Origin of the sequence: Paenibacillus sp. YAF4_2 (assembly GCF_052113225.1) — a bacterium.
In the GTDB taxonomy this organism is placed as follows: domain Bacteria; phylum Bacillota; class Bacilli; order Paenibacillales; family Paenibacillaceae; genus Pristimantibacillus.
Map to the genome: position 1 here is coordinate 376048 of NZ_JBFRCT010000004.1, position 17961 is coordinate 394008.

At 49.0% G+C, this 17961-nt stretch carries 17 protein-coding genes; 1 reads left to right on the forward strand and 16 read right to left on the reverse strand.

The features are described 5' to 3' along the window. Positions 1 to 25 precede the first annotated feature (25 nt). From AB4Y93_RS12170 to AB4Y93_RS12245, 16 genes are all read right to left on the reverse strand, one after another. Positions 26 to 1045: a LacI family DNA-binding transcriptional regulator gene (locus AB4Y93_RS12170; protein ID WP_441892225.1), complete on the reverse strand. Its 1020-nt coding sequence runs from the start codon at positions 1043 to 1045 to the stop codon at positions 26 to 28. 146 nt (positions 1046 to 1191) lie between these two features. Next, positions 1192 to 1731, reverse strand: a complete 540-nt coding sequence (locus AB4Y93_RS12175; RefSeq protein ID WP_441892227.1) for a hypothetical protein — start codon at positions 1729 to 1731, stop codon at positions 1192 to 1194. Between the two features lie 147 nt (positions 1732 to 1878). Next, on the reverse strand, positions 1879 to 2415 hold the full coding sequence (locus AB4Y93_RS12180) for a hypothetical protein (protein ID WP_441892229.1): 537 nt from the start codon (positions 2413 to 2415) through the stop codon (positions 1879 to 1881). A 351-nt stretch (positions 2416 to 2766) separates the two neighbouring features. Beyond that, positions 2767 to 3444 carry an ABC transporter ATP-binding protein gene (locus AB4Y93_RS12185; RefSeq protein ID WP_441892231.1) on the reverse strand — a complete coding sequence of 226 codons (678 nt, stop codon included), beginning with the start codon at positions 3442 to 3444 and terminating at the stop codon, positions 2767 to 2769. Continuing rightward, positions 3441 to 4568, reverse strand: coding sequence for an ABC transporter permease (locus AB4Y93_RS12190; protein ID WP_441892233.1), 1128 nt, complete (start codon positions 4566 to 4568; stop codon positions 3441 to 3443). The genes AB4Y93_RS12185 and AB4Y93_RS12190 overlap by 4 nt, the downstream gene beginning before the upstream one ends. A gap of 65 nt (positions 4569 to 4633) precedes the next feature. Then, on the reverse strand, positions 4634 to 6013 hold the full coding sequence (locus AB4Y93_RS12195) for a sensor histidine kinase (RefSeq protein WP_441892235.1): 1380 nt from the start codon (positions 6011 to 6013) through the stop codon (positions 4634 to 4636). Continuing rightward, a complete protein-coding gene (locus AB4Y93_RS12200) occupies positions 6010 to 6687 on the reverse strand; it encodes a response regulator transcription factor (RefSeq protein WP_441892553.1) in 678 nt (225 codons plus the stop codon). Before AB4Y93_RS12200 ends, AB4Y93_RS12195 begins: the two co-directional genes overlap by 4 nt. A gap of 130 nt (positions 6688 to 6817) precedes the next feature. Next, positions 6818 to 7198: a 4Fe-4S binding protein gene (locus tag AB4Y93_RS12205; RefSeq protein WP_441892237.1), complete on the reverse strand. Its 381-nt coding sequence runs from the start codon at positions 7196 to 7198 to the stop codon at positions 6818 to 6820. After that, positions 7195 to 8820 (reverse strand): FAD-dependent oxidoreductase, encoded by a 1626-nt coding sequence (locus AB4Y93_RS12210; protein WP_441892239.1) that lies wholly within the window; start codon positions 8818 to 8820, stop codon positions 7195 to 7197. Before AB4Y93_RS12210 ends, AB4Y93_RS12205 begins: the two co-directional genes overlap by 4 nt. Before the next feature lie 66 nt (positions 8821 to 8886). Continuing rightward, entirely contained in the window at positions 8887 to 9687 is an 801-nt protein-coding gene (locus tag AB4Y93_RS12215) for an alpha/beta hydrolase family protein (protein WP_441892241.1), read from the reverse strand. A gap of 30 nt (positions 9688 to 9717) precedes the next feature. Continuing rightward, entirely contained in the window at positions 9718 to 10788 is a 1071-nt protein-coding gene (locus AB4Y93_RS12220; RefSeq protein WP_441892243.1) for an ABC transporter substrate-binding protein, read from the reverse strand. 47 nt (positions 10789 to 10835) lie between these two features. Further along, positions 10836 to 11168, reverse strand: a complete 333-nt coding sequence (locus tag AB4Y93_RS12225) for a 4Fe-4S dicluster domain-containing protein (protein ID WP_167279085.1) — start codon at positions 11166 to 11168, stop codon at positions 10836 to 10838. Continuing rightward, positions 11165 to 12781 (reverse strand): FAD-dependent oxidoreductase, encoded by a 1617-nt coding sequence (locus AB4Y93_RS12230; protein WP_441892245.1) that lies wholly within the window; start codon positions 12779 to 12781, stop codon positions 11165 to 11167. Before AB4Y93_RS12230 ends, AB4Y93_RS12225 begins: the two co-directional genes overlap by 4 nt. An 81-nt stretch (positions 12782 to 12862) precedes the next feature. Further along, a complete protein-coding gene (locus AB4Y93_RS12235) occupies positions 12863 to 13762 on the reverse strand; it encodes an ABC transporter permease (RefSeq protein WP_441892247.1) in 900 nt (299 codons plus the stop codon). 16 nt (positions 13763 to 13778) lie between these two features. Continuing rightward, entirely contained in the window at positions 13779 to 14576 is a 798-nt protein-coding gene (locus AB4Y93_RS12240; RefSeq protein WP_441892555.1) for an ABC transporter permease, read from the reverse strand. Between the two features lie 273 nt (positions 14577 to 14849). Beyond that, positions 14850 to 16301: a DHA2 family efflux MFS transporter permease subunit gene (locus tag AB4Y93_RS12245; protein WP_441892249.1), complete on the reverse strand. Its 1452-nt coding sequence runs from the start codon at positions 16299 to 16301 to the stop codon at positions 14850 to 14852. Between the two features lie 179 nt (positions 16302 to 16480). On the opposite strand from AB4Y93_RS12245, the gene AB4Y93_RS12250 reads away from it, so the two are divergent. After that, a complete protein-coding gene (locus AB4Y93_RS12250; protein ID WP_441892251.1) occupies positions 16481 to 17167 on the forward strand; it encodes a TetR/AcrR family transcriptional regulator in 687 nt (228 codons plus the stop codon). Positions 17168 to 17961 lie beyond the last annotated feature (794 nt).

Genomic DNA, 17961 nt, shown 5'->3' on the forward strand with positions numbered 1-17961 from the left:
CCTCCTCATGTTAGGGAAAGTTTGTTTACTTACTTCCGCAGCTCTCTCGGATGATCAGCTTCGTATTAATCGTGATATGCGAGGCCACTTCTCTGCCCTCTGCCCGCTCGAGCAATAACTGCACAGCCGTCCGACCCATCAGCTCGGTATGGACACGAACGGTAGTCAGCGGCGGTGTGAGAAAAGCGGAGACCTCAATATCATCGAAGCCGATAATCGCCATATCCTCTGGCACATGCAAACCGCGCTCATGAAGCGCACGAAGAGCACCTACAGCCATCGGATCGCTGGCTACGAAACAGGCCGTAGGCCTATGCCCGGCATCCAGCATCCGAAGCATCGTCTCGTATCCGCCGTTCGAAGACCAATCCGTCAAATACATGAGATCGGGATTGTAAAATCCGCGCTTCTGCTGAAGCTCTGCGAATATCCTTGTACGCGGATCCTCCTGATCCCCCTCTTCCTGCTGCGAGACAGGATTAGAGCTGCCTCCGATAAAACCAATCTCCGTATGCCCAAGCTTGTGCAAATGACGAAGCACTTCCTTCATCGCCTGCCCGAAGTTAAGCTCAACGGAATCACAATCATCAGGAGCAAGATCATGGTTTACAAAAATAATTTTGTCCCGATGCGGGTAAAGCCGGTTAACCTCCTGATCATCAACTGAGCCAACGACAATAAGGCCATCCAGCTCGTTAAGTGGTGTCATATCGGACTTCAATGCACCTCGTATAACCTTGTCAATCGCAATGCCAAGCTCCTCACAATGCGTCTCAATCCCGCGCCGGATGGCACTGAAATAAGGATCACTATGCTCATCTTCAAGCGTTGACCACATCACGAGGCCAATCTTTAACGTCGATAGCAGCTTGTCCTGCTTCATTCGCTTAAGGCGCGATGGCTTATATTGCAGCTGTTCGGCAATATTAAAGATGCGGCTGCGTGTCTCCTCGCTGACACTTAGCGACAAGTCGTTATTCAGCACACGGGATACCGTTGCAGACGAGACGCCTGCTTCGCTTGCAATTTGTTTAATCGTAGCCATATATGCCTCATTCACTTAAAATTTAGTTAATAAATTTACTAAACTACAATTCTATTGTAGCAAATTGGCCGAAAACAAACAAGAGCGAAACCAACATGAGGCCCTATAGGCCTTGGTTGGTTTCGCTCGATTTTTAGCATACTTAATTAATCTTGATTGCGCTCTTTGTATAAACGGTCTAGGGCAAGAGCACTTTCATAATCAGTAGCAGGGGCCATGATCTTGAGATCTTTGGTTGCACCTTCACTTTTCCCAACGGGTTCAAAGAGGAGAAGCTTCATACTTTCAAACTCTCCCACTTTCCAAATGCTACCCATCCCGATTGTATATAACCTTTTAGTTGCACCATTTGGTTTATAGTCTGCACCAATATAATTCAAAAAACCCCCTCCATTATTAAAGTCTTTAATGAATATAATCGGAGCCATCTTCGACTTCGTCTCTTCATACTTCGTAATTTCAATCTGCCCAGTGAATCGTCTTTGTTCATGGAACAGCTTCCGGTGCAAAGTTCCTTTAATTGTTATCGTTGTCTTATCCACCGAAGACGGATCTCCTGCCCTGAATTCCACTGCTGGATAAGTAAGATTAATCTTCTTCGGAAAATCATACTGCCATATGATCAATCCGGCTGCAGCCAGTAGAATGAATATTACGATTCCTGATATTTTCAAAGCTCTGCTCATGATCAATGCTGCCCCTCTCCACTCCTAAAAATTACCATACGAGCTATAACGAGCGCAATGGTGAAAAAGGTTCAAATAAAAACAAGAGCGAAGCTTGCGGGTGGCCGGGATGGCCATCGCATGCTTCGCTCGATTTCGCGTGTTTAATTATTTTTGATTCCGCTCCTTGTACTGACGGTCTAATGCAAGAGCACTTTCGTAATCAGTAGCCGGGGCCATGATTTCGAGGTCTTTTCCTTGACTTGGACTTTGTCCAACAGGTTCATTAAGCAGCAGCTTTAAGCTCTCGAACTCACCTATTTTCCAAATTGAGCTTAACATTACAATAATTGAACTTTTAACTGCCCCCGTCGTTTTATAGGCTTCATTAAAATAAGTTAAAACGCCCCAACCATAATTTATTTCTTTATGGAAGATAAACGGAGCCATCCTCGACTTTGTTACTTCATACTTCGCAATATCAATCTGCCCTGAAAAGCTTTCATTGCGCCATAGCTTCCGGTGCAACGTTCCTTTAATCGTTATCGTTGTTTTATCCACCGAAGACGGATCACCCGCCCTGAATTCGACTGCCGGATAAGTAAGATTAATCTTCTTCGGAAAGTCATATTTCCATATGATCAATCCGGCTGCAGCCAGTAGAATAAATAATACGATTCCGGATATTTTCAATGTTCTGTTCATGATCAACGCCGTGCCCCTCTCTACTCCTAGAAATTACCATATGAGATATAACGAGCGCAATGGCGAAAAAGGTTCAAATAAAAACAAGGCTCTAGAGTTCATCAGACTCCAGAGCCTTGTACATTGGATTTCCTCCAATAAAAGGAGGCTAAATTAAACGACGGCTTAGTTACGTTGGATTCCCTACAATAAAAAATCGATGAATGGAGCTTCTACCGCCGAAACAATCGGATTATACTACATGAAATCCAACGTAGCTCAAGTTCCCAAGAGAGAATGGAGCCTTATCCTGCATGAAATCCAACGTAGCGCATTCCATTCCTTCAGTTGGCGACCAGCAGAACAGCGCGTTTAATGCTCAACCAGACGTCCATCCTCCAAATACAGTACTCGGTCGCAAAGCGGCAGAACTCGATCGTCATGCGTGACCATGATCGCGCTCTTCCCTTGCTCCTTAACCTCGTCTGCAATCATACGCACAACGTCCATCCCCCGGTTTGCGTCCAAACTTGCCGTTGGTTCGTCAGCCAGGAGCACAGCCGGATCGTTCATAAGTGCTCGAGCAATGGCGACGCGCTGGCGTTCCCCTCCGGACAGCTTATCTGGATAAGCGTGGCTGCGCTGGCTTAAGCCTAACTTTTGCAGCAGTCCCCTCGCTCTTCCAACTGCCTGCACGTTGTCCATACCTCCTTGTTTTGCCACAAATAACAGCTGCTCCTCAATCTTTAGATAAGGAAGTAAATTCGCGCTTTGAAAAATAAACCCGAGCTTATGCAGCCGCATATCCGAGAGTGCCTGCTTATCTTTACCGATGATCGATTCTCCATCGAGCAGAACATCTCCACTTGTAGGCTCTAGAAGCGCACCTGCAATGGACAGGAATGTGCTTTTACCGGAACCAGAAGGTCCCATTACAGCAACCAGCTCTCCTTCCGACACAGACAAATTCAACTGATCAAGGATCGTACGCTGTATACCGCCATCCTCGAACCTACGGGTTATATTATGAAGAATTATTCTTTCTCTCATGCCGCTGTCCTCCCGATTGCATCCAAGGCGTCAATTCTGGCCACTTTCCATACGGAAAACAAGGAGCCTGCGAGTGACATGACGAGAAATGCACCACAAGAAACGGCTAGTGTAAAAGCATCAAGCTGAAACGGCATGCCGCTTGGCAGCAATGCTTTTACTCCAAGGACGAGCAGTACGCTGATCATAAGACTCCCTGCACATAAGAGCAGCACTTGTAAGGTAACACTTAAAAGCAAGTATGTGGTACGTGTACCGATAGCCTTCAAAATGCCAAACTGGCTGCTCTTTTGGATAGTAATGACGTAGAAGAACACCGCAAGTACAAATGCAGAAATGACAAACAAAAATGCAATCATCATTTTTAGCGAGCCTTGCTCTTCCTTATAGCCCGGGATCGCAGAGACTGCAGCCGATTTGGTCACGATCTCAGCATCCGGCAAAGCAGCCGCAAGACGTTCAACTTGTGCCTTATCTGAATGAATGGCAAATGCGCTATAAGCTTTATCGGTATCCGTCCCGCTGACACCTTGTCTCGTCGCCGACACCAACTGAAGCTGCTGCCAGTCTCGATCACTTAAGAATACCGCAGGTGAATGACTAAATGATTGCTGGGTTACAAAACCACTGACGGTCCACTTCATACCAGATGTCTGGTCTACGATCACCGTACCAATCCGAATCCCTGAATCCTTCAACTTGTCGTCCACAAGCACTTGTCCTTCACTCTTCACTGTGAGGGTGTTCCCCTCAATGACCGATGGCAAAAGCCAGCCCTCAGGCTTGACAGCGAGCAGTGTTACGTCAAGCTTGAGGCTTGCAGCTTTGGCCGTCACGGTTGTCATACGAACACCCAGTGGCTGCACGTTATTCTCGCCGACTATGGCCTCCGCTTGGGTCAGCGCCTGCTCTTTAATCTGGGACCGTGTAAAACGATGATTGGAATCCTTCTCCATCACAAAATGCGTAGCATTCATATTCTCAATGGAAGCTGCATTATCATAGGCTAGACCTTGCGCCAGCCCGGTAACGAACAGCACAAGAAAGGCGACCAGCAGCATAATGGCTGCGATCAGCGAATAACGAACTTTGGCGAATCTAATCTCACGAATGGCCAGATACATGATGCTTCCCTCCCTTTAATGACTCAAGTTTAGGAAGCGAAAATGAACGGCATATGAACGGACCATTACAATTGGGGCAGTGTCACCGTAAACCAGGTGCCTTGACCAAGTGAACTGCCTGCCTCGATTTTGCCTTCATGCAGCTGTACAACCTTTTTGACGATGGCCAGTCCCAATCCTGTCCGGCCTGAAGCACGCTCGCGGGCGCGGTCGACGCGGTAGAACCGGTCAAACAGAAACGGCAGATGCTCGGCAGGAATACCCTCACCTGTATCCGCTACAACAATGATGATTTGGGATTGCATCTGTTCCGCCCGAACTTCAATACTTCGCCCTGGCGGAATATGGTTTACCGCATTGCCAATCAGATTCATCCACACCTGCTGCAGCAGCACCTCATCTCCGTAAAGAGTGATGGACTCGGGAATGGACAGCTTAAGCAGCAGCTCCTTCTCCTCGAGCTGCCACTGCATAACCTGTGCAGCTTGGCGAATGTGTTTGTACAAGGGGAAGTGCTTCTTGTTTAACGCCTCCTCCCCTTGTTCCAACGAAGAAAGCATTAGCAGCTGCTTACTGAGTACAGAGAGGTGCCGGCTTTCAGCTTCAATAATAGAGGCGTAATGCTTACGCTCCTCCTTCGGAAGCTCTTGCTCTGCTAATACGTTGGCAAACCCTTGGATAGAGGTAAGCGGTGATTGAATTTCATGCGAGACATTCGAGACAAACTGCTGACGTGACTGATCAACCCGCTCGAGCTCCTTACTCATTGTCATGAAATGCTCGGCAAGCTGTCCGATTTCATCACGTCTTCTTTTTGGCAGGCGAAGATTGTAATTCCCTTGTGCGATCCGTTTGGTGGCCTCCGTCAGTCGTGTAATGGGCTTGACCAAATAACGTGTACTGATTATAAAAAATAAAACGCTGATGATTACCGTCAACAACCCAATCAGAGCAAAGAAAGTTCGAAGCTCGCCGAACTGCAGCAGAACGTCAGGGCGCATAAACAAGGCATATTTCTTATCGGGTGATTGTACGAGCACGCCAACGGTGTTGCTTAACCGATTTTCGAAAAATCCGGTTATGAACGGCTTATTCGGAAACTGTGCTACGCCGTGGTATACTCCTCCAGCAAGAACAGCTGCAACAGCCTGATTGTCCAAGTCATGCTCACGAAAGCTCCGGCCGTAATCATGTGATTCTCCCTGCCCGTCCGTCACATAAATCTCATAGCCAAGAGTTGCTGCATTGCGCAAATAACGATCCATACCGGCAGGCTCCGCCTCAATGAAATCCTTCATTTGCTCAGCAATACTAACCAGCTTGTCATCGTTATAAGGCTTAAGCTTTATATGATAATAATAGTTAGAGACCAGAAACCCGAGTATACTGCTGACAAGAATAACCGCTAATGTCATGAAAAAGACCCTAAAGTACAATGACTTCATTTGCCTCTCACCTCTACCTTGTAGCCAATTCCCCGTACCGTCTGTATCGTAAAATCATCAGCATAATCGGCAAAACGCTGGCGGAGTCGCTTGATGTGAACATCTACGGTCCGATCATCTCCCTCGAAATCCGCCCCCCATACAAGACGAATCAGCTCGTCACGGGAGAAGAGGCGGCCCGGATACTGAGCAAGCTGGGCGAGAAGCTCAAATTCCTTCATCGGCAGCAATAGTACCGATTTTCCATCAGTAACTTCTACGTTTATACGGTCAATCGTAATGCTATTCATTCGGATGATGTCATTGGATACCTTTTTATAACGGCGAAACAGCGCCTTGACCCGATAGAGCAGCTCCTCTGGCTCGAAGGGCTTGGTCACGTAATCATCCGTCCCTTTTAGATAGCCTTGCTCTTTATCAATTAGTTGATCCTTGGCCGTGAGTATAATGATCGGAATATCGAAGTGCTCCCGAATATATTCGCAAAGCTCAAACCCGTCCAGATGCGGCATCATGATATCAATAATGGCCAGATTGATCGGCGCGCGTGTCATCACCTCTATCGCTTCAGCCCCGTCGCGCGCTTCATGCACCTGATAACCTTCACGGGTCATAACGAAACGGACAAGCGCTCTGATATTGGGATCATCGTCAGCCAGGAGCAGGTGATTCATCATAGTAACCTCCTGTCTATTTCCAGTACTTTTTCGTTGCTAGCATAGCACATTACCCAACAAACAAAAACAAGGCCCAGGATCGCAGTACGATTCCCTAGGCCTTGCTCTTTCCGTCTATCCCTTTCATTTAGCTACCGCCACGCAACACTTCCGATACACCTTGCGGACGGACAGTCCGAGGGGGCAGGATTCGGTCAATGAACGACGTCGTATCAATCGCCGCGATCTTCGTACGACCTGGTCCCCACCCGATAATCGCACGCCAGCTGCCCAGTACACCTTTGTCCGCGAGCTCCTGCTCGTTGACTTCTACCGTCTGCTCGGCATACGGAGAGACATAAAGTGCATCTGCCGGGCAATAAACTTCGCAGATGAAGCAGGTCTGGCAATCACTTTGCCGGGCAATGACAGGCACGCCGTCTTCGCCTTTATCAAATACGTTAGTCGGGCATACCTTGACGCAAATATTGCAGGATATGCACCGCTCCTCACTTACTAACTCAATCATCCCGCCTGCACCCCCTCGACTGCTGCCGTTAAGGCAGCAGGTAATTCCGGCACCTGTTCTGTTTGGACACGGATCTCCTCAAGCCCGGATACGAGCAGCCGATGCTGCTGCGTTTCATCCTGTCCAGGATATTCCACCAGCCCGTGCAGACCTCCGCTTCGGGTTTCCTTCCGGGATAAAGCTGCTGTGTACATCCAACGGGCAGTTGCGGCCATTGCCGCCGTCTCTCGTGCACGGACCTGTTCCCGCACGTTCTGAGGGGTTTGACTGTTCACTCGATTCCATACGTCATCGAGACGATGTAATGCCTGCTTCAGCCCCCGCTCTGTACGAAAATAATTAATGGTGAGCGGCAGCACCTGATCTTGAATCTCCTTAATTAACTCCTGCGAAGGGACGGCATTCTCACCCGAAGTAGCAGCAGCACCAAGCCCATATCGCCCGGCCGGCTTCAAATCACGTACCGCAGCGCTTTGGCTATGGGATAAAGCATGAGCAGCCGCACCTTTGCCCGCCCAAGTTCCAGAGCAGATCGCCCACGAAGCGTTAAACGCACCTCCTCCGGATGCCGAACCGGTAATCCGCTCACGTGTCGCTGCATCGCCTGCCGCGAACAATCCGCCAACAGTTGTGCTGCAGTCATCGCCTACAATTCGAATGCCCCCTGTACCGCGGACTGTTCCTTCATATCGAAGCGTCAGAGGGAAAGGTTCGGTGAACACGTCGATACCCGCCCGGTCATACGGTAGGAAGAAAATCGCATGGGATTTTCTTAGGAAAGCCTGCTTCTCTGGGGTATCTGCCTTATTCATAATGGCGTAGACTGGTCCCTTCAGGAGGGCCTCTGCCAGAAAATCTCCCTGCCGACCGCCGACAATTTCATTACCGTCGCTATCATAATAAGTTGCCCAACCAAGCAGTCTGGAGCGCGTATTTGATCCAAATGCTGGAGACGGTGCATATTTGCGGGTAAACTCCATTCCCGACAACTCGACGCCAAGCTCACCTGCCATCAGGTAACCGTCACCTGTCAACACATTGCAGCCAAGCCCGTTGCTCAAAAATGCACAGCCGCCCGTTGCGATCACAACGGCATTGGCGCGCACCTCCCATGTCTGGTCTTCCTGACGGGATACGCCGCGGGCACCGCCTACACCAAACTCATCGACTAGTAACTCTAGAGCTGGTGATTGGTCGAGAACTTTCACTCCAGCTCGCTTTACGACCTTACGCATAATCGCCATATATTCCGGACCATGCAGATGGTCACGCATTGGCGTTCCATTCTCATCGCGCACGAAAGGATAGCCCCACTTCTCAATCAGCTCCATGTTCGTATAGACCTGATCGAGCACCCGATGAATCCATGCCGGTTCAGCCAGATAGCCGCCTTGCTTCATCCTGCTTGCAACAGCTTGCTCTCTCATTTCCTTGTCCGGAGGCAAATAAAGCAGATTTGTTCCACCCGGTGCGGTTGCACCACTGCTGCCAAGGTACCCCTTGTCTACCAGCACAACCTTTGCCCCATTTGTTGCGGCGCTCCACGCCGCCCAAGCACCCGCGGGGCCTCCGCCAATGACCAATACATCAGCCGTCAGCTGACGTTCTGCTGAATCACTCATTCTTGTCCTCCTTCTTGGCTTATCCACATCAAAGAGGCACTTGAATCGCTTCAAGCGCCTTTTTTCTTAATCCAATTGCTTCTTGAAAAAGTCGATTGTCGCCTGCAAGGCGACTTGCAGCTGCTGAGTTGCCCCTTCGTATGGATGTACTGCATTAAAGGTATGGTCCGCTCCTTGCACAAGCACATATTGCTGATGGGGTGCCTCTTCCCGGAAGTAGCGAAGCTGCGCAAGCAGCGGCTCGCGGTCTTGATCCCCCTGCACAATAAGGGCGGGAATCCGCAGGCCGGTGAATGCATCACGAACATTAAAACGCTTTTCATTCCGCTTCCAATCCTCCTGAACGACTTGCTCTAACAGAGACAGTTCCGATTCGCCTTCCTGCGGCTGGCGGGAAGGCGGAGGACCGCCATTCCATACAGCCAGCGCACTCACCTGCTCAGCATGTTCACCCGCTGTCACAATACTGCTTCCGCCAGCTCTGCTGTGGCCAAGCAACCCAATTCGCGCTTTATCCGCCGCATAAGGAAGCGGCAAATCGCCGCCCTGCAGAGCTTCAAGAATTAAATCCAAATCATCCAACTCTTGAGAGAAGGTAGATGCTGCTGCAACAGCTCCTTCTTCCAAGTCGTCTTCCTTAGCGGAAACACGAGAGAAATTATAGCTGACCGTATAAAAGCCTTCTTCGGCCAAACGACTTGTAACCTCCGGCCAAAACGCCCAATCCTTGTGTCCTCTAAAGCCATGGCTGACAATAATGGCCGGGTGAGGCAAACCATCATCCAACACTTTTACCTCTCCTTGCAAACGGCTCCCCTTGCTTGATACTAATGTGAATGACTCTATGGTCAGCGTATGATTCCCCATGCTTATCCCTCTCCTTCGTCCCCTTACGAGTTACTTCACTTCCCAATCCTCGATCTTGTAATCCTTCTTCGCCAGACCTTCCTCAACGAGGAAGTCCTTCGTGCCGGTAATTCGCGTAATACCATCTGTCGGGAATGGCTCTACGGTAATATCACTGATTGGGCTTACCTTCTTTGCCAGATCCACCGTTGTTTTATTCAGATCAGCAATAAATTGGTAGTACTCCTCTTCATGCTGTTTTAAATCCTCAAGCGCTTTTTGACGAGCTTCGTTCCATACCTTCGGGAAGTCAGGGAACTTCTCCAGATAGCTTTCCGATACAACGGTCACACCTGTTCCATGCAGCTCAGGATGCTTGGTTGAATCATCGATCAGCGTATACCCTTGTGCCAGCAGCTTTTGAGCTGTGTAGCCCGTATTTGTCATAGCATCCACGTCGCCTTTAGCCAGTGCGGCCTGTGCATCAGGAATAAGCATATGCACCAGCTTGTAATCTGTAATGCCCGCCTGCTTAAGCAGACCAACAACGTAACGGTGCATATAGGAGCCTTTTTGAATCGCAATCGTTTTGCCTTTCAGCTCTTCTATCGTCTTAGGACCATTAGGTCCGGAAATTAAGTAACCGACATTGGTAATGTTCGTTTGATTGATCAGTCTTGTTTTTGCACCAGATCCATGCGCAATTATCGCAGGAGTATCACCCAACCCGCCAAAATCAAGCCGTCCGCTGATGAGCGATTCCGTCTGGTCTGGGCCGTTCGGGAAGCCCGTCAGCTTTACTTCTTCAATGCCATACTTTTTCAATTCCTCTTGAATGATGCCTTTGTAAAAGCCCCAGCCTTCCGCTCCGCCGGGAAGATTCTTATCATTGCTTCCAATGTAGCCGTAGTTCAGCACAGACGGGACTTTACTGTTCGTATCCGCTGCTGCTGCTGTCTCCGTGCCTGTTGAAGCACTCGCATTCTTATCCTTCGAATTCGAATTCGAGTTACCATTAGCTCCGCAAGCCTGCAGCCATGCTGTAGCCAGAATCAGCATCGCCATTAAGGCGAGCCTGATCGGCCCACGCAATCCTCTTTGATTTTCTCTACTCTTCTTCATAAAACAGACCCCTCTCAGTGGTTAAATGATCAAATTACATTAAATGATTAGAACCTTGCGAACAGCGACAGCCGGTACATGTAATCATGCGAAGCTACAGGCTTTCTGCCTTTGCCCCAGCCGACCTTCTCTCGGTAGCCGCCAAGCAGACCTTGCTGCTCAGCCTCCTGCTCCGAAATACCGATCACCTGCTCCGAATCCGGTGCCACATACAGCGCATCAACCGGGCAATACAGCTCACACATGAAGCAGGTTTGGCAATCGTCTTGTCTGGCGATGACGGGAATGCCATCCTCCCCGCGGTCAAATACGTTCGTTGGGCATACGGATACGCATTGGTTACAGGAGACGCACCGGGACTCGCTTACTACCTCAATCATGGTGCGATAACCTCCTTCACTGCAGGAGTTTCATTGACGGCTTCCGGCTTCACCCATACCTGATCAAGCCCTCCGCTGATCAGACGATAATGCTGCCCCGCATCCAATGTCGGGAAATCTTCACGCTTGTGCATGCCGCGTGTCTCCTTCCGGGCAAGTGCAGAATTGTACATCCATCTTGCCGTAGCGGTCATCGCAGCAGCTTCGCGTGCTTTTACCCCCTTAGCCGAGCGCTCCACCACCTGATTCCGCTGGTCATTCCACAGCCCATCAAGCCGCTCGAGCGAGCCTTTCAGCCCTTGCTCCGTACGGAACAGATTGCGATCATACGGCGTAACCTCATCCTGCACCGCACGGACTATTTCCTCCGTCTTGCCAGAAGACGAGGCTGCAGTATTCGTAATGACTGAAGTGGAAGCACTACGAAGATTGCGGTCAGTTGCATGGTCTCCTGCTTTTTTCGCATAAGCGGCAGCGCCTTCCCCAGCGAATGAGCCAGAGGACATCGCCCAAGCCGCGTTATGACTGCCGCCCCCAGTGAACCCGCCGCAGATCAGCTCACGTGTAGCTGCATCACCGGCTGCATATAAGCCAGGCACCGATGTAGCACAGGTCTCATCTGTAATGCGGATACCGCCTGTTCCGCGAACAGTCCCTTCAAGCCTAAGCGTTACCGGGAACAAATCCGTAAACGGATCAATTCCGCGGCGGTCGAACGGCAGGAAGAAATTCGTTTGGTTCACCCGCAGCAGCGGTTTAATTTCCTCCGGAGCAAGATCCAGCTTCGCATACACCTGCCTCCCCTCCTGAAGCTTACGGGCAATGATAGAGCGGCCGCGTTTCGAACCTGCGCCTTCCACCGGCGTACCATCCTCGTAATAAAATGAAGCGTAGGAATAATAAGCCGTCTTCGTAACGGAAGAGAAGGTCGGGCTGATTGCGTAAGCGTTCGAAAACTCCATGCCCGACAGCTCAGCGCCTGTCTCAGCTGCGAGCAAATATCCATCACCAGTCAAGACATTGCAGCCAAGTGCCCTGCTGAGGAATGCACATCCACCCGTAGCGATTACAACGGCACCAGCATGTACCGTCCATGCATCTCCGGTTTGTGTTTGTACGCCAGACGCGCCGCCAACGCCGTATTGATCCACAAGCAGTTCAAGGACAGGGCTGTGATCCAAAATTTTTACGCCTGCTTTCTGTACCAGTCTTCGCATTAACCGCATATATTCAGGCCCCTGCAGCCCTCTCTTATGCAGATTTCCGTCATCATCCTTCGGAAACGGATATCCCGCATGGCCCAGACGGTTCATGTTCTCGTACGTACGGTCAAGCACTCTATCCATCCAGCGGTGCTCGGCTAGGCGGCCGCCCATTTCGTAACGACTCGCCTTCGCCTCCTCACGCAGCCGATCTTCGGGTTTCACATACCAAACGCCGGTACCGGATGGAGCTGTTGCACCACTTGAGCCGCAATAGCCTTTGTCCGCCAGAATCACCTTCGCTCCTTGCGAAGCAGCTGTGATCGCTGCCCATGTTCCCGCTGGTCCACCACCGATAACAAGTACATCCGCTTGCAATTGAATAGCACCACTTAATGATAAAATCGACATTTTCCTATTCCCCCTCATTAAATAATTAATTGAATATTTCGACTATTATAGAGCTTGCAGGGCGAGGACAGCTTTAAGTCGTTAACCTTTATAGCTGTCCCGCCAGTTCAGCCATCTGCTCTCAAAACCTTTCATGAAAGAATCGATAAGCTTGCCAATAACGGCAAATATAATTATGCCAACGAATATAATAGAGGTTTCCGAATTCTGCTTCGCCTCATTGATGAGGAAGCCAATACCTGAACGGGAGCCGATCAACTCCGCTACAACAAGCCCAATCCAGGACACGGCAAGCGAGATGCGCATACCAATCAGAATATCAGGAAGCGATGCCGGAATAATAAGTTTAATCAATCGCTTCAGTGGGCTGAAGCCTAGTATACTTGCCACTTCAAACAGCTTATTGTCCACATTGCGGATCCCTAGAAACGTATTGATATACAACGGGAAGAAGGAACCGGTCACGATTATCGCTATTTTCGAGGTTTCTCCGAAACCGAACCAGAGGATAATAAGCGGTGCGATGGCAAGATGTGGAACTAGCCGAAGCGCTTGAATGCTTGGATCAAGCAAATATTGAGCTTTCCTGAACATTCCATTTAATAATCCGAGCAAAAGCCCTGCTGCTCCTCCGATCAGAAAGCCAAGACCGGCTCTGCCCATGCTGACCAGCAGATGATGCAGCAAATTTCCCGATGTCACAAGTGTCCAGAAAGCCTGCAGAATGGAACCCGGCGATGGCATGAACGTCGGGGAGATATATCCGGCCGATGCTGCAATCTGCCATAAGATGAGGAGAATAACGGGAATAGCTGCACCAATCGCTATATCCTTCAGTACGACTGCAACAAGCTTCGATGGCCGCCATTTGTGCCTTGCCGCTCCGCTTCTAACCGCTCTCTCCTGTCCTGCTGGCCCCGTTCCATGATCAGCTTCTGTTGCCACTTGAGGCGGAACGATTGCTTCGATAGAATTGCTCATCTTTTATCCCTCCTGTCTATCCGTCATAACGGTCTTTCCATCTGAGCAGCCGTCGTTCGATCAAAGCGAGCAAGGAGTCCGTAAACAGTCCCAGTATGGCGAAGGTGAAAATCCCCACGAATACAACCGGCGTATCGGCAAACTGCCGCGCATCCGACATCATATAGCCGATCCCTGAGGTCGAAGCAATCAGCTCTGCTACAACCAAGCCCAGCCAGGAAAGTCCGACCGAAAGCCGCGCCCCCAAGATGATGTTCGGCAGCGCCGCCGGCAGGATAAGCCTAGTCACTTGCTTGAGACGACTGAAGCCAAGCACTCTCGCCACTTCAAACAGCTTATTATCAACATTGCGGATCCCAAGAAACGTATTGATATACAGCGGGAAAAATGCGCTTTTGGCAATAAGCAGTACTTTGGATTCCTCGCCGATGCCGAACCACAATATAAACAGCGGCACAACAGCAAGACTTGGAATCATCCGAATCATCTGAATGGAAGGATCAAGCAGCTTTTCTGTCCTTCTGAACAGCCCTACTGCGATACCAAACACCAATCCAAGCGAGCCGCCAAGCCCAAATCCCAGCAGAGCCCTTATGACGCTGACCCGAATGTTCGTCCATAAGTCTCCGGAGGCCGCTAAGGAAATACCAGACTCAATAATCGTATACGGTGTAGGGAACAGCAATTCAGAGATATAGCCGTAATGCCCAAGTACTTGCCATAGGACAAGTAAGGTTACCGGAAAAACAAGCGCAAGTCCTGTAAGCGCCAGCCTGCCTGGCGTTTTGACCGCTGCTGCAGCTTGACTGCTCATCTTCATCACCACTTTCACCATCTCATTATGAAGGACAAGTAGAAAACAAAAAGGAGGCATCCTCATCATGCGAGAGAATGCCTCCGTTAGAACGGTAGACGATATGATTAATTACATTAATTCCTATTGATTAACTGTGGTTTAAGATTAGCATGGAGGTATTTTACTGTCAATAACAAAAAAATGACCATGACCTAAACAGAAGCCCGAATGGCACTTTGAAAAGTGACACTCGGGCTTCTGTTATGAATCATAGTGCTTCTTTATTATTCATCAGGCTGCAGCCGTAACCGTCTTTGCGCGCATCGCTTTTTTACGAATAACGAGCGTAAACGGAATGGCTACTACAGCAATATAAGTCGCGATCATAAAGACGTCATTGACGCTCAGTGTAAAGGCGAACAATGGTATAGTCTTCGCACTCTCTTGGCCAGCTTGCGTCAGATCAGTAGCATGCGTAATCGTATGGGAAGCAAGCAGTGATGTAAATAAGGCAATCGCAAAGGATCCACCCACATTACGAACCCAGTTCGTTACGGAAGAAGCGTGACCCACCATCTGCGGTTGAATCTCCTCCATACCAGCTGTGCTTGTTGCAGCAGCAGCAAACGAAACACCAAGATTACGAACAGCCATCCAGAAAATAATATAGAAATGCGAGCTGTCCGTATGCAGATGAGTCATTTCATAACTGCCCGCAATAATGAGTACAAGCCCGCCAATGGTCATCCATTTGGCACCGATCCGCGGATACAGTTTACCAGCGATCGGCATGGCAAGCGCCATAACAAGCGAGGATGGGAGCAGGATAAGTCCTGTGTCCATCGCCGTAATCGCCTGAACGTTTTGCAAGAACAAAGGTACTAGCAGCGTACCGGAGTACAAGCTGATTGTAATGATCGTATTGGCAACTAACGTGATGGAGAAACGATAGTTCTTAAATACTCTCAGTTCAAGTAAAGGATTCTCGGCCTTAAGCTCACGCCATATGAACGCAACAAGCATGAGGGCGCCAAATACAAACAAGCCGATGACTTTACCTGAATCCCAGCCCCACTGGCGGCCTTCGCTCAAAGCCACTAGCAGTGCAACACTGCTGAGAACAACGGTAGCAAGACCGAGTTTATCTAACTGTTTGGCAGCGCCTAATCTAATATCCGGAATCATCGCGATAATAAACAAGATCGCAACGATACCAATCGGCACATTCATGAAGAAAATCCAACGCCAGTTAAATTGTTCGATAAGCCAGCCGCTGATCGTTGGCCCAAAAGCTGGTGCAAGCATACCGGATAAGCCCCAGATACTAACGGCAAACGGCTGCTGCTCTTTCGGAATGGTTTGGAAAATAATCGTCATTGTCGCTGGCATGACAAGCCCTGTAAAGATACCTTGAATTATACGGAATGTGATCAGAGATCCCGCATTCCATGAAAATCCACACAATAAGGAAAATAGAACAAAGCCAATCATTGCGTAAAGATAAACATTTTTATAACCGAACTTATTCCCCAGGAAACCAGTCAACGGCGCTATTGTTCCTAAGGAAAGCATAAAGCCGGTTAAGGTCCACTGCACCGTACTTAGGTCCGTATGGAAGTCCTGCATAAAGATCGACAACGCCACATTAATGGTGCTGATCCCAAGGATACTTAGAAAAGCACCAAAAAATATAGCAGTCATAATCGGCCAGAATCGAATATTCTGGTTGGATGAAGTACTCATATGTTTCTCTTCTCCTGTTCTCTATTGGCCAGTTGGCCTATTGTAGAAATGATCATACTGCAAAAGTTAGTCAAAGTAAACTCATTTACATAAAATTAGTTTACTTTGACTAACTAGTCCATTTCTTTATCCGAAAAAATCATGTATACTCCTTACATAGGAAGTGAGTGTGAGCGCGTATGGAAACAACAAACGAAACGCAGAGCTGCCGATACACCGATGAAACAACCAAAAACAAATATGTCGCAAAGCTGTTGCATCCCATAAAGGCGAACGGCTTCCAAGGACTTCGCATGGATGACATCGCCAAAGCGATGGATCTGTCCAAAGCGACATTATACAAGTACTTCCCTTCTCGTGATGAGATTATCGAACGGCTTACAGCCCTTTATATCAGATATGTCGTATGTGATGAGAGCCAATTGAAGGAAGGCAGCAGTGAAGCTTATATTCAGGGCTTTCAGTCCACCTTTGCCCAGACGCTTCTAATTGCAAACTATGGTACGGAAGCCTTCTTCCATGATTTGCGTGAGGTATATCCGCAGCTGATGGCCTCGATCGAGGTGGCGATTAGTGATCGAAACAACCGCTTGCGGTCGTTTTATGAGCGAGGTATTGCCGAAGGTTATATGAATGATTTGAACGCAATGCTGTATATATTGCAGGATGAGCTGATCTTCCAGAAGCTGCTCGATCCCCTTTATCTCATGAAAAACAACCTTACGCTGCGTAACGCAATCTGGGACTACTATCAAATCAAGAAACAGCAGCTCTTCAAACACGATATAATCCCTCAGGTTAACGATGAGGTTATGTCGGAAAAAGTAGACTATTTGGTACGTAAAGTTACATTTGGTGTGGTCTAAGCGTTTTCCCGAAGTGTTCTGCTTCGGGAAAATCGCGGTCTAAGCGTTTTACCGAAGTGTTCTGCTTCGGGAAAATCGCGGTCTAAGCGTTTTACCGAAGTGTTCTGCTTCGGGAAAATCGCGGTCTAAGCGTTTTCCCGAAGTGTTCTGCTTCGGGAAAATCGCGGTCTAAGTGTTTTCCCGAAGTGTTCTGCTTCGGGAAATTCGCGGTCTAAGTGTTTTCCCGAAGTGTTCTGCTTCGGGAAATTCGCGGTCTAAGCGTTTTCCCGAAGTGTTCTGCCTCGGGAAAATCGCGGTCTAAGCGTTTTCCCGAAGTGTTCTGCTTCGGGAAAATCGCGGTCTAAGCGTTTTCCCGAAGTGTTCTGCTTCGGGAAAATCGCGGTCTAAGCGTTTTCCCGAAGTGTTCTGCTTCGGGAAATTCGCGGTCTAAGCGTTTTCCCGAAGTGTTCTGCTTCGGGAGAATCGCGGTCTAAGTGTTTTCCCGAAGTGTTCTGCTTCGGGAAATTCGCGGTCTAAGCGTTTTCCCGAAGTGCTCTTGCTTCGGGAAAATCGCGACTGTTAAGCGTTTTTCAGAAAGATGCCTTTGCTTTCTGAAAAATCGCTTTCGCTTAGCATCCTACATTGGATTTACTCCAGTGAAATAAGGTTACACTGGAGTAGTCCGGTACTACGTTGGATTTACTCCAATAATAATCACCAGGCCAGCTTTTATCCTCTGGAATGTTCGGATTATACTGTATGCAATCCAATGTAGCTCAAGTTACTGGGCGAGAACGCTGCATTATACTGTATGA

Excerpts from the sequence above, each read along its gene's own strand:
- AB4Y93_RS12170 (WP_441892225.1), bottom strand. The coding sequence starts at position 1,045 with ATGGCTACGATTAAACAAATTGCAAGCGAAGCAGGCGTCTCGTCTGCA.
- AB4Y93_RS12175 (WP_441892227.1), bottom strand. The coding sequence starts at position 1,731 with ATGAGCAGAGCTTTGAAAATATCAGGAATCGTAATATTCATTCTACTG.
- AB4Y93_RS12180 (WP_441892229.1), bottom strand. The coding sequence starts at position 2,415 with ATGAACAGAACATTGAAAATATCCGGAATCGTATTATTTATTCTACTG.
- AB4Y93_RS12185 (WP_441892231.1), bottom strand. The coding sequence starts at position 3,444 with ATGAGAGAAAGAATAATTCTTCATAATATAACCCGTAGGTTCGAGGAT.
- AB4Y93_RS12190 (WP_441892233.1), bottom strand. The coding sequence starts at position 4,568 with ATGTATCTGGCCATTCGTGAGATTAGATTCGCCAAAGTTCGTTATTCG.
- AB4Y93_RS12195 (WP_441892235.1), bottom strand. The coding sequence starts at position 6,013 with ATGAAGTCATTGTACTTTAGGGTCTTTTTCATGACATTAGCGGTTATT.
- AB4Y93_RS12200 (WP_441892553.1), bottom strand. The coding sequence starts at position 6,687 with ATGAATCACCTGCTCCTGGCTGACGATGATCCCAATATCAGAGCGCTT.
- AB4Y93_RS12205 (WP_441892237.1), bottom strand. The coding sequence starts at position 7,198 with ATGATTGAGTTAGTAAGTGAGGAGCGGTGCATATCCTGCAATATTTGC.
- AB4Y93_RS12210 (WP_441892239.1), bottom strand. The coding sequence starts at position 8,820 with ATGAGTGATTCAGCAGAACGTCAGCTGACGGCTGATGTATTGGTCATT.
- AB4Y93_RS12215 (WP_441892241.1), bottom strand. The coding sequence starts at position 9,687 with ATGGGGAATCATACGCTGACCATAGAGTCATTCACATTAGTATCAAGC.
- AB4Y93_RS12220 (WP_441892243.1), bottom strand. The coding sequence starts at position 10,788 with ATGAAGAAGAGTAGAGAAAATCAAAGAGGATTGCGTGGGCCGATCAGG.
- AB4Y93_RS12225 (WP_167279085.1), bottom strand. The coding sequence starts at position 11,168 with ATGATTGAGGTAGTAAGCGAGTCCCGGTGCGTCTCCTGTAACCAATGC.
- AB4Y93_RS12230 (WP_441892245.1), bottom strand. The coding sequence starts at position 12,781 with ATGTCGATTTTATCATTAAGTGGTGCTATTCAATTGCAAGCGGATGTA.
- AB4Y93_RS12235 (WP_441892247.1), bottom strand. The coding sequence starts at position 13,762 with ATGAGCAATTCTATCGAAGCAATCGTTCCGCCTCAAGTGGCAACAGAA.
- AB4Y93_RS12240 (WP_441892555.1), bottom strand. The coding sequence starts at position 14,576 with ATGAGCAGTCAAGCTGCAGCAGCGGTCAAAACGCCAGGCAGGCTGGCG.
- AB4Y93_RS12245 (WP_441892249.1), bottom strand. The coding sequence starts at position 16,301 with ATGAGTACTTCATCCAACCAGAATATTCGATTCTGGCCGATTATGACT.
- AB4Y93_RS12250 (WP_441892251.1), top strand. The coding sequence starts at position 16,481 with ATGGAAACAACAAACGAAACGCAGAGCTGCCGATACACCGATGAAACA.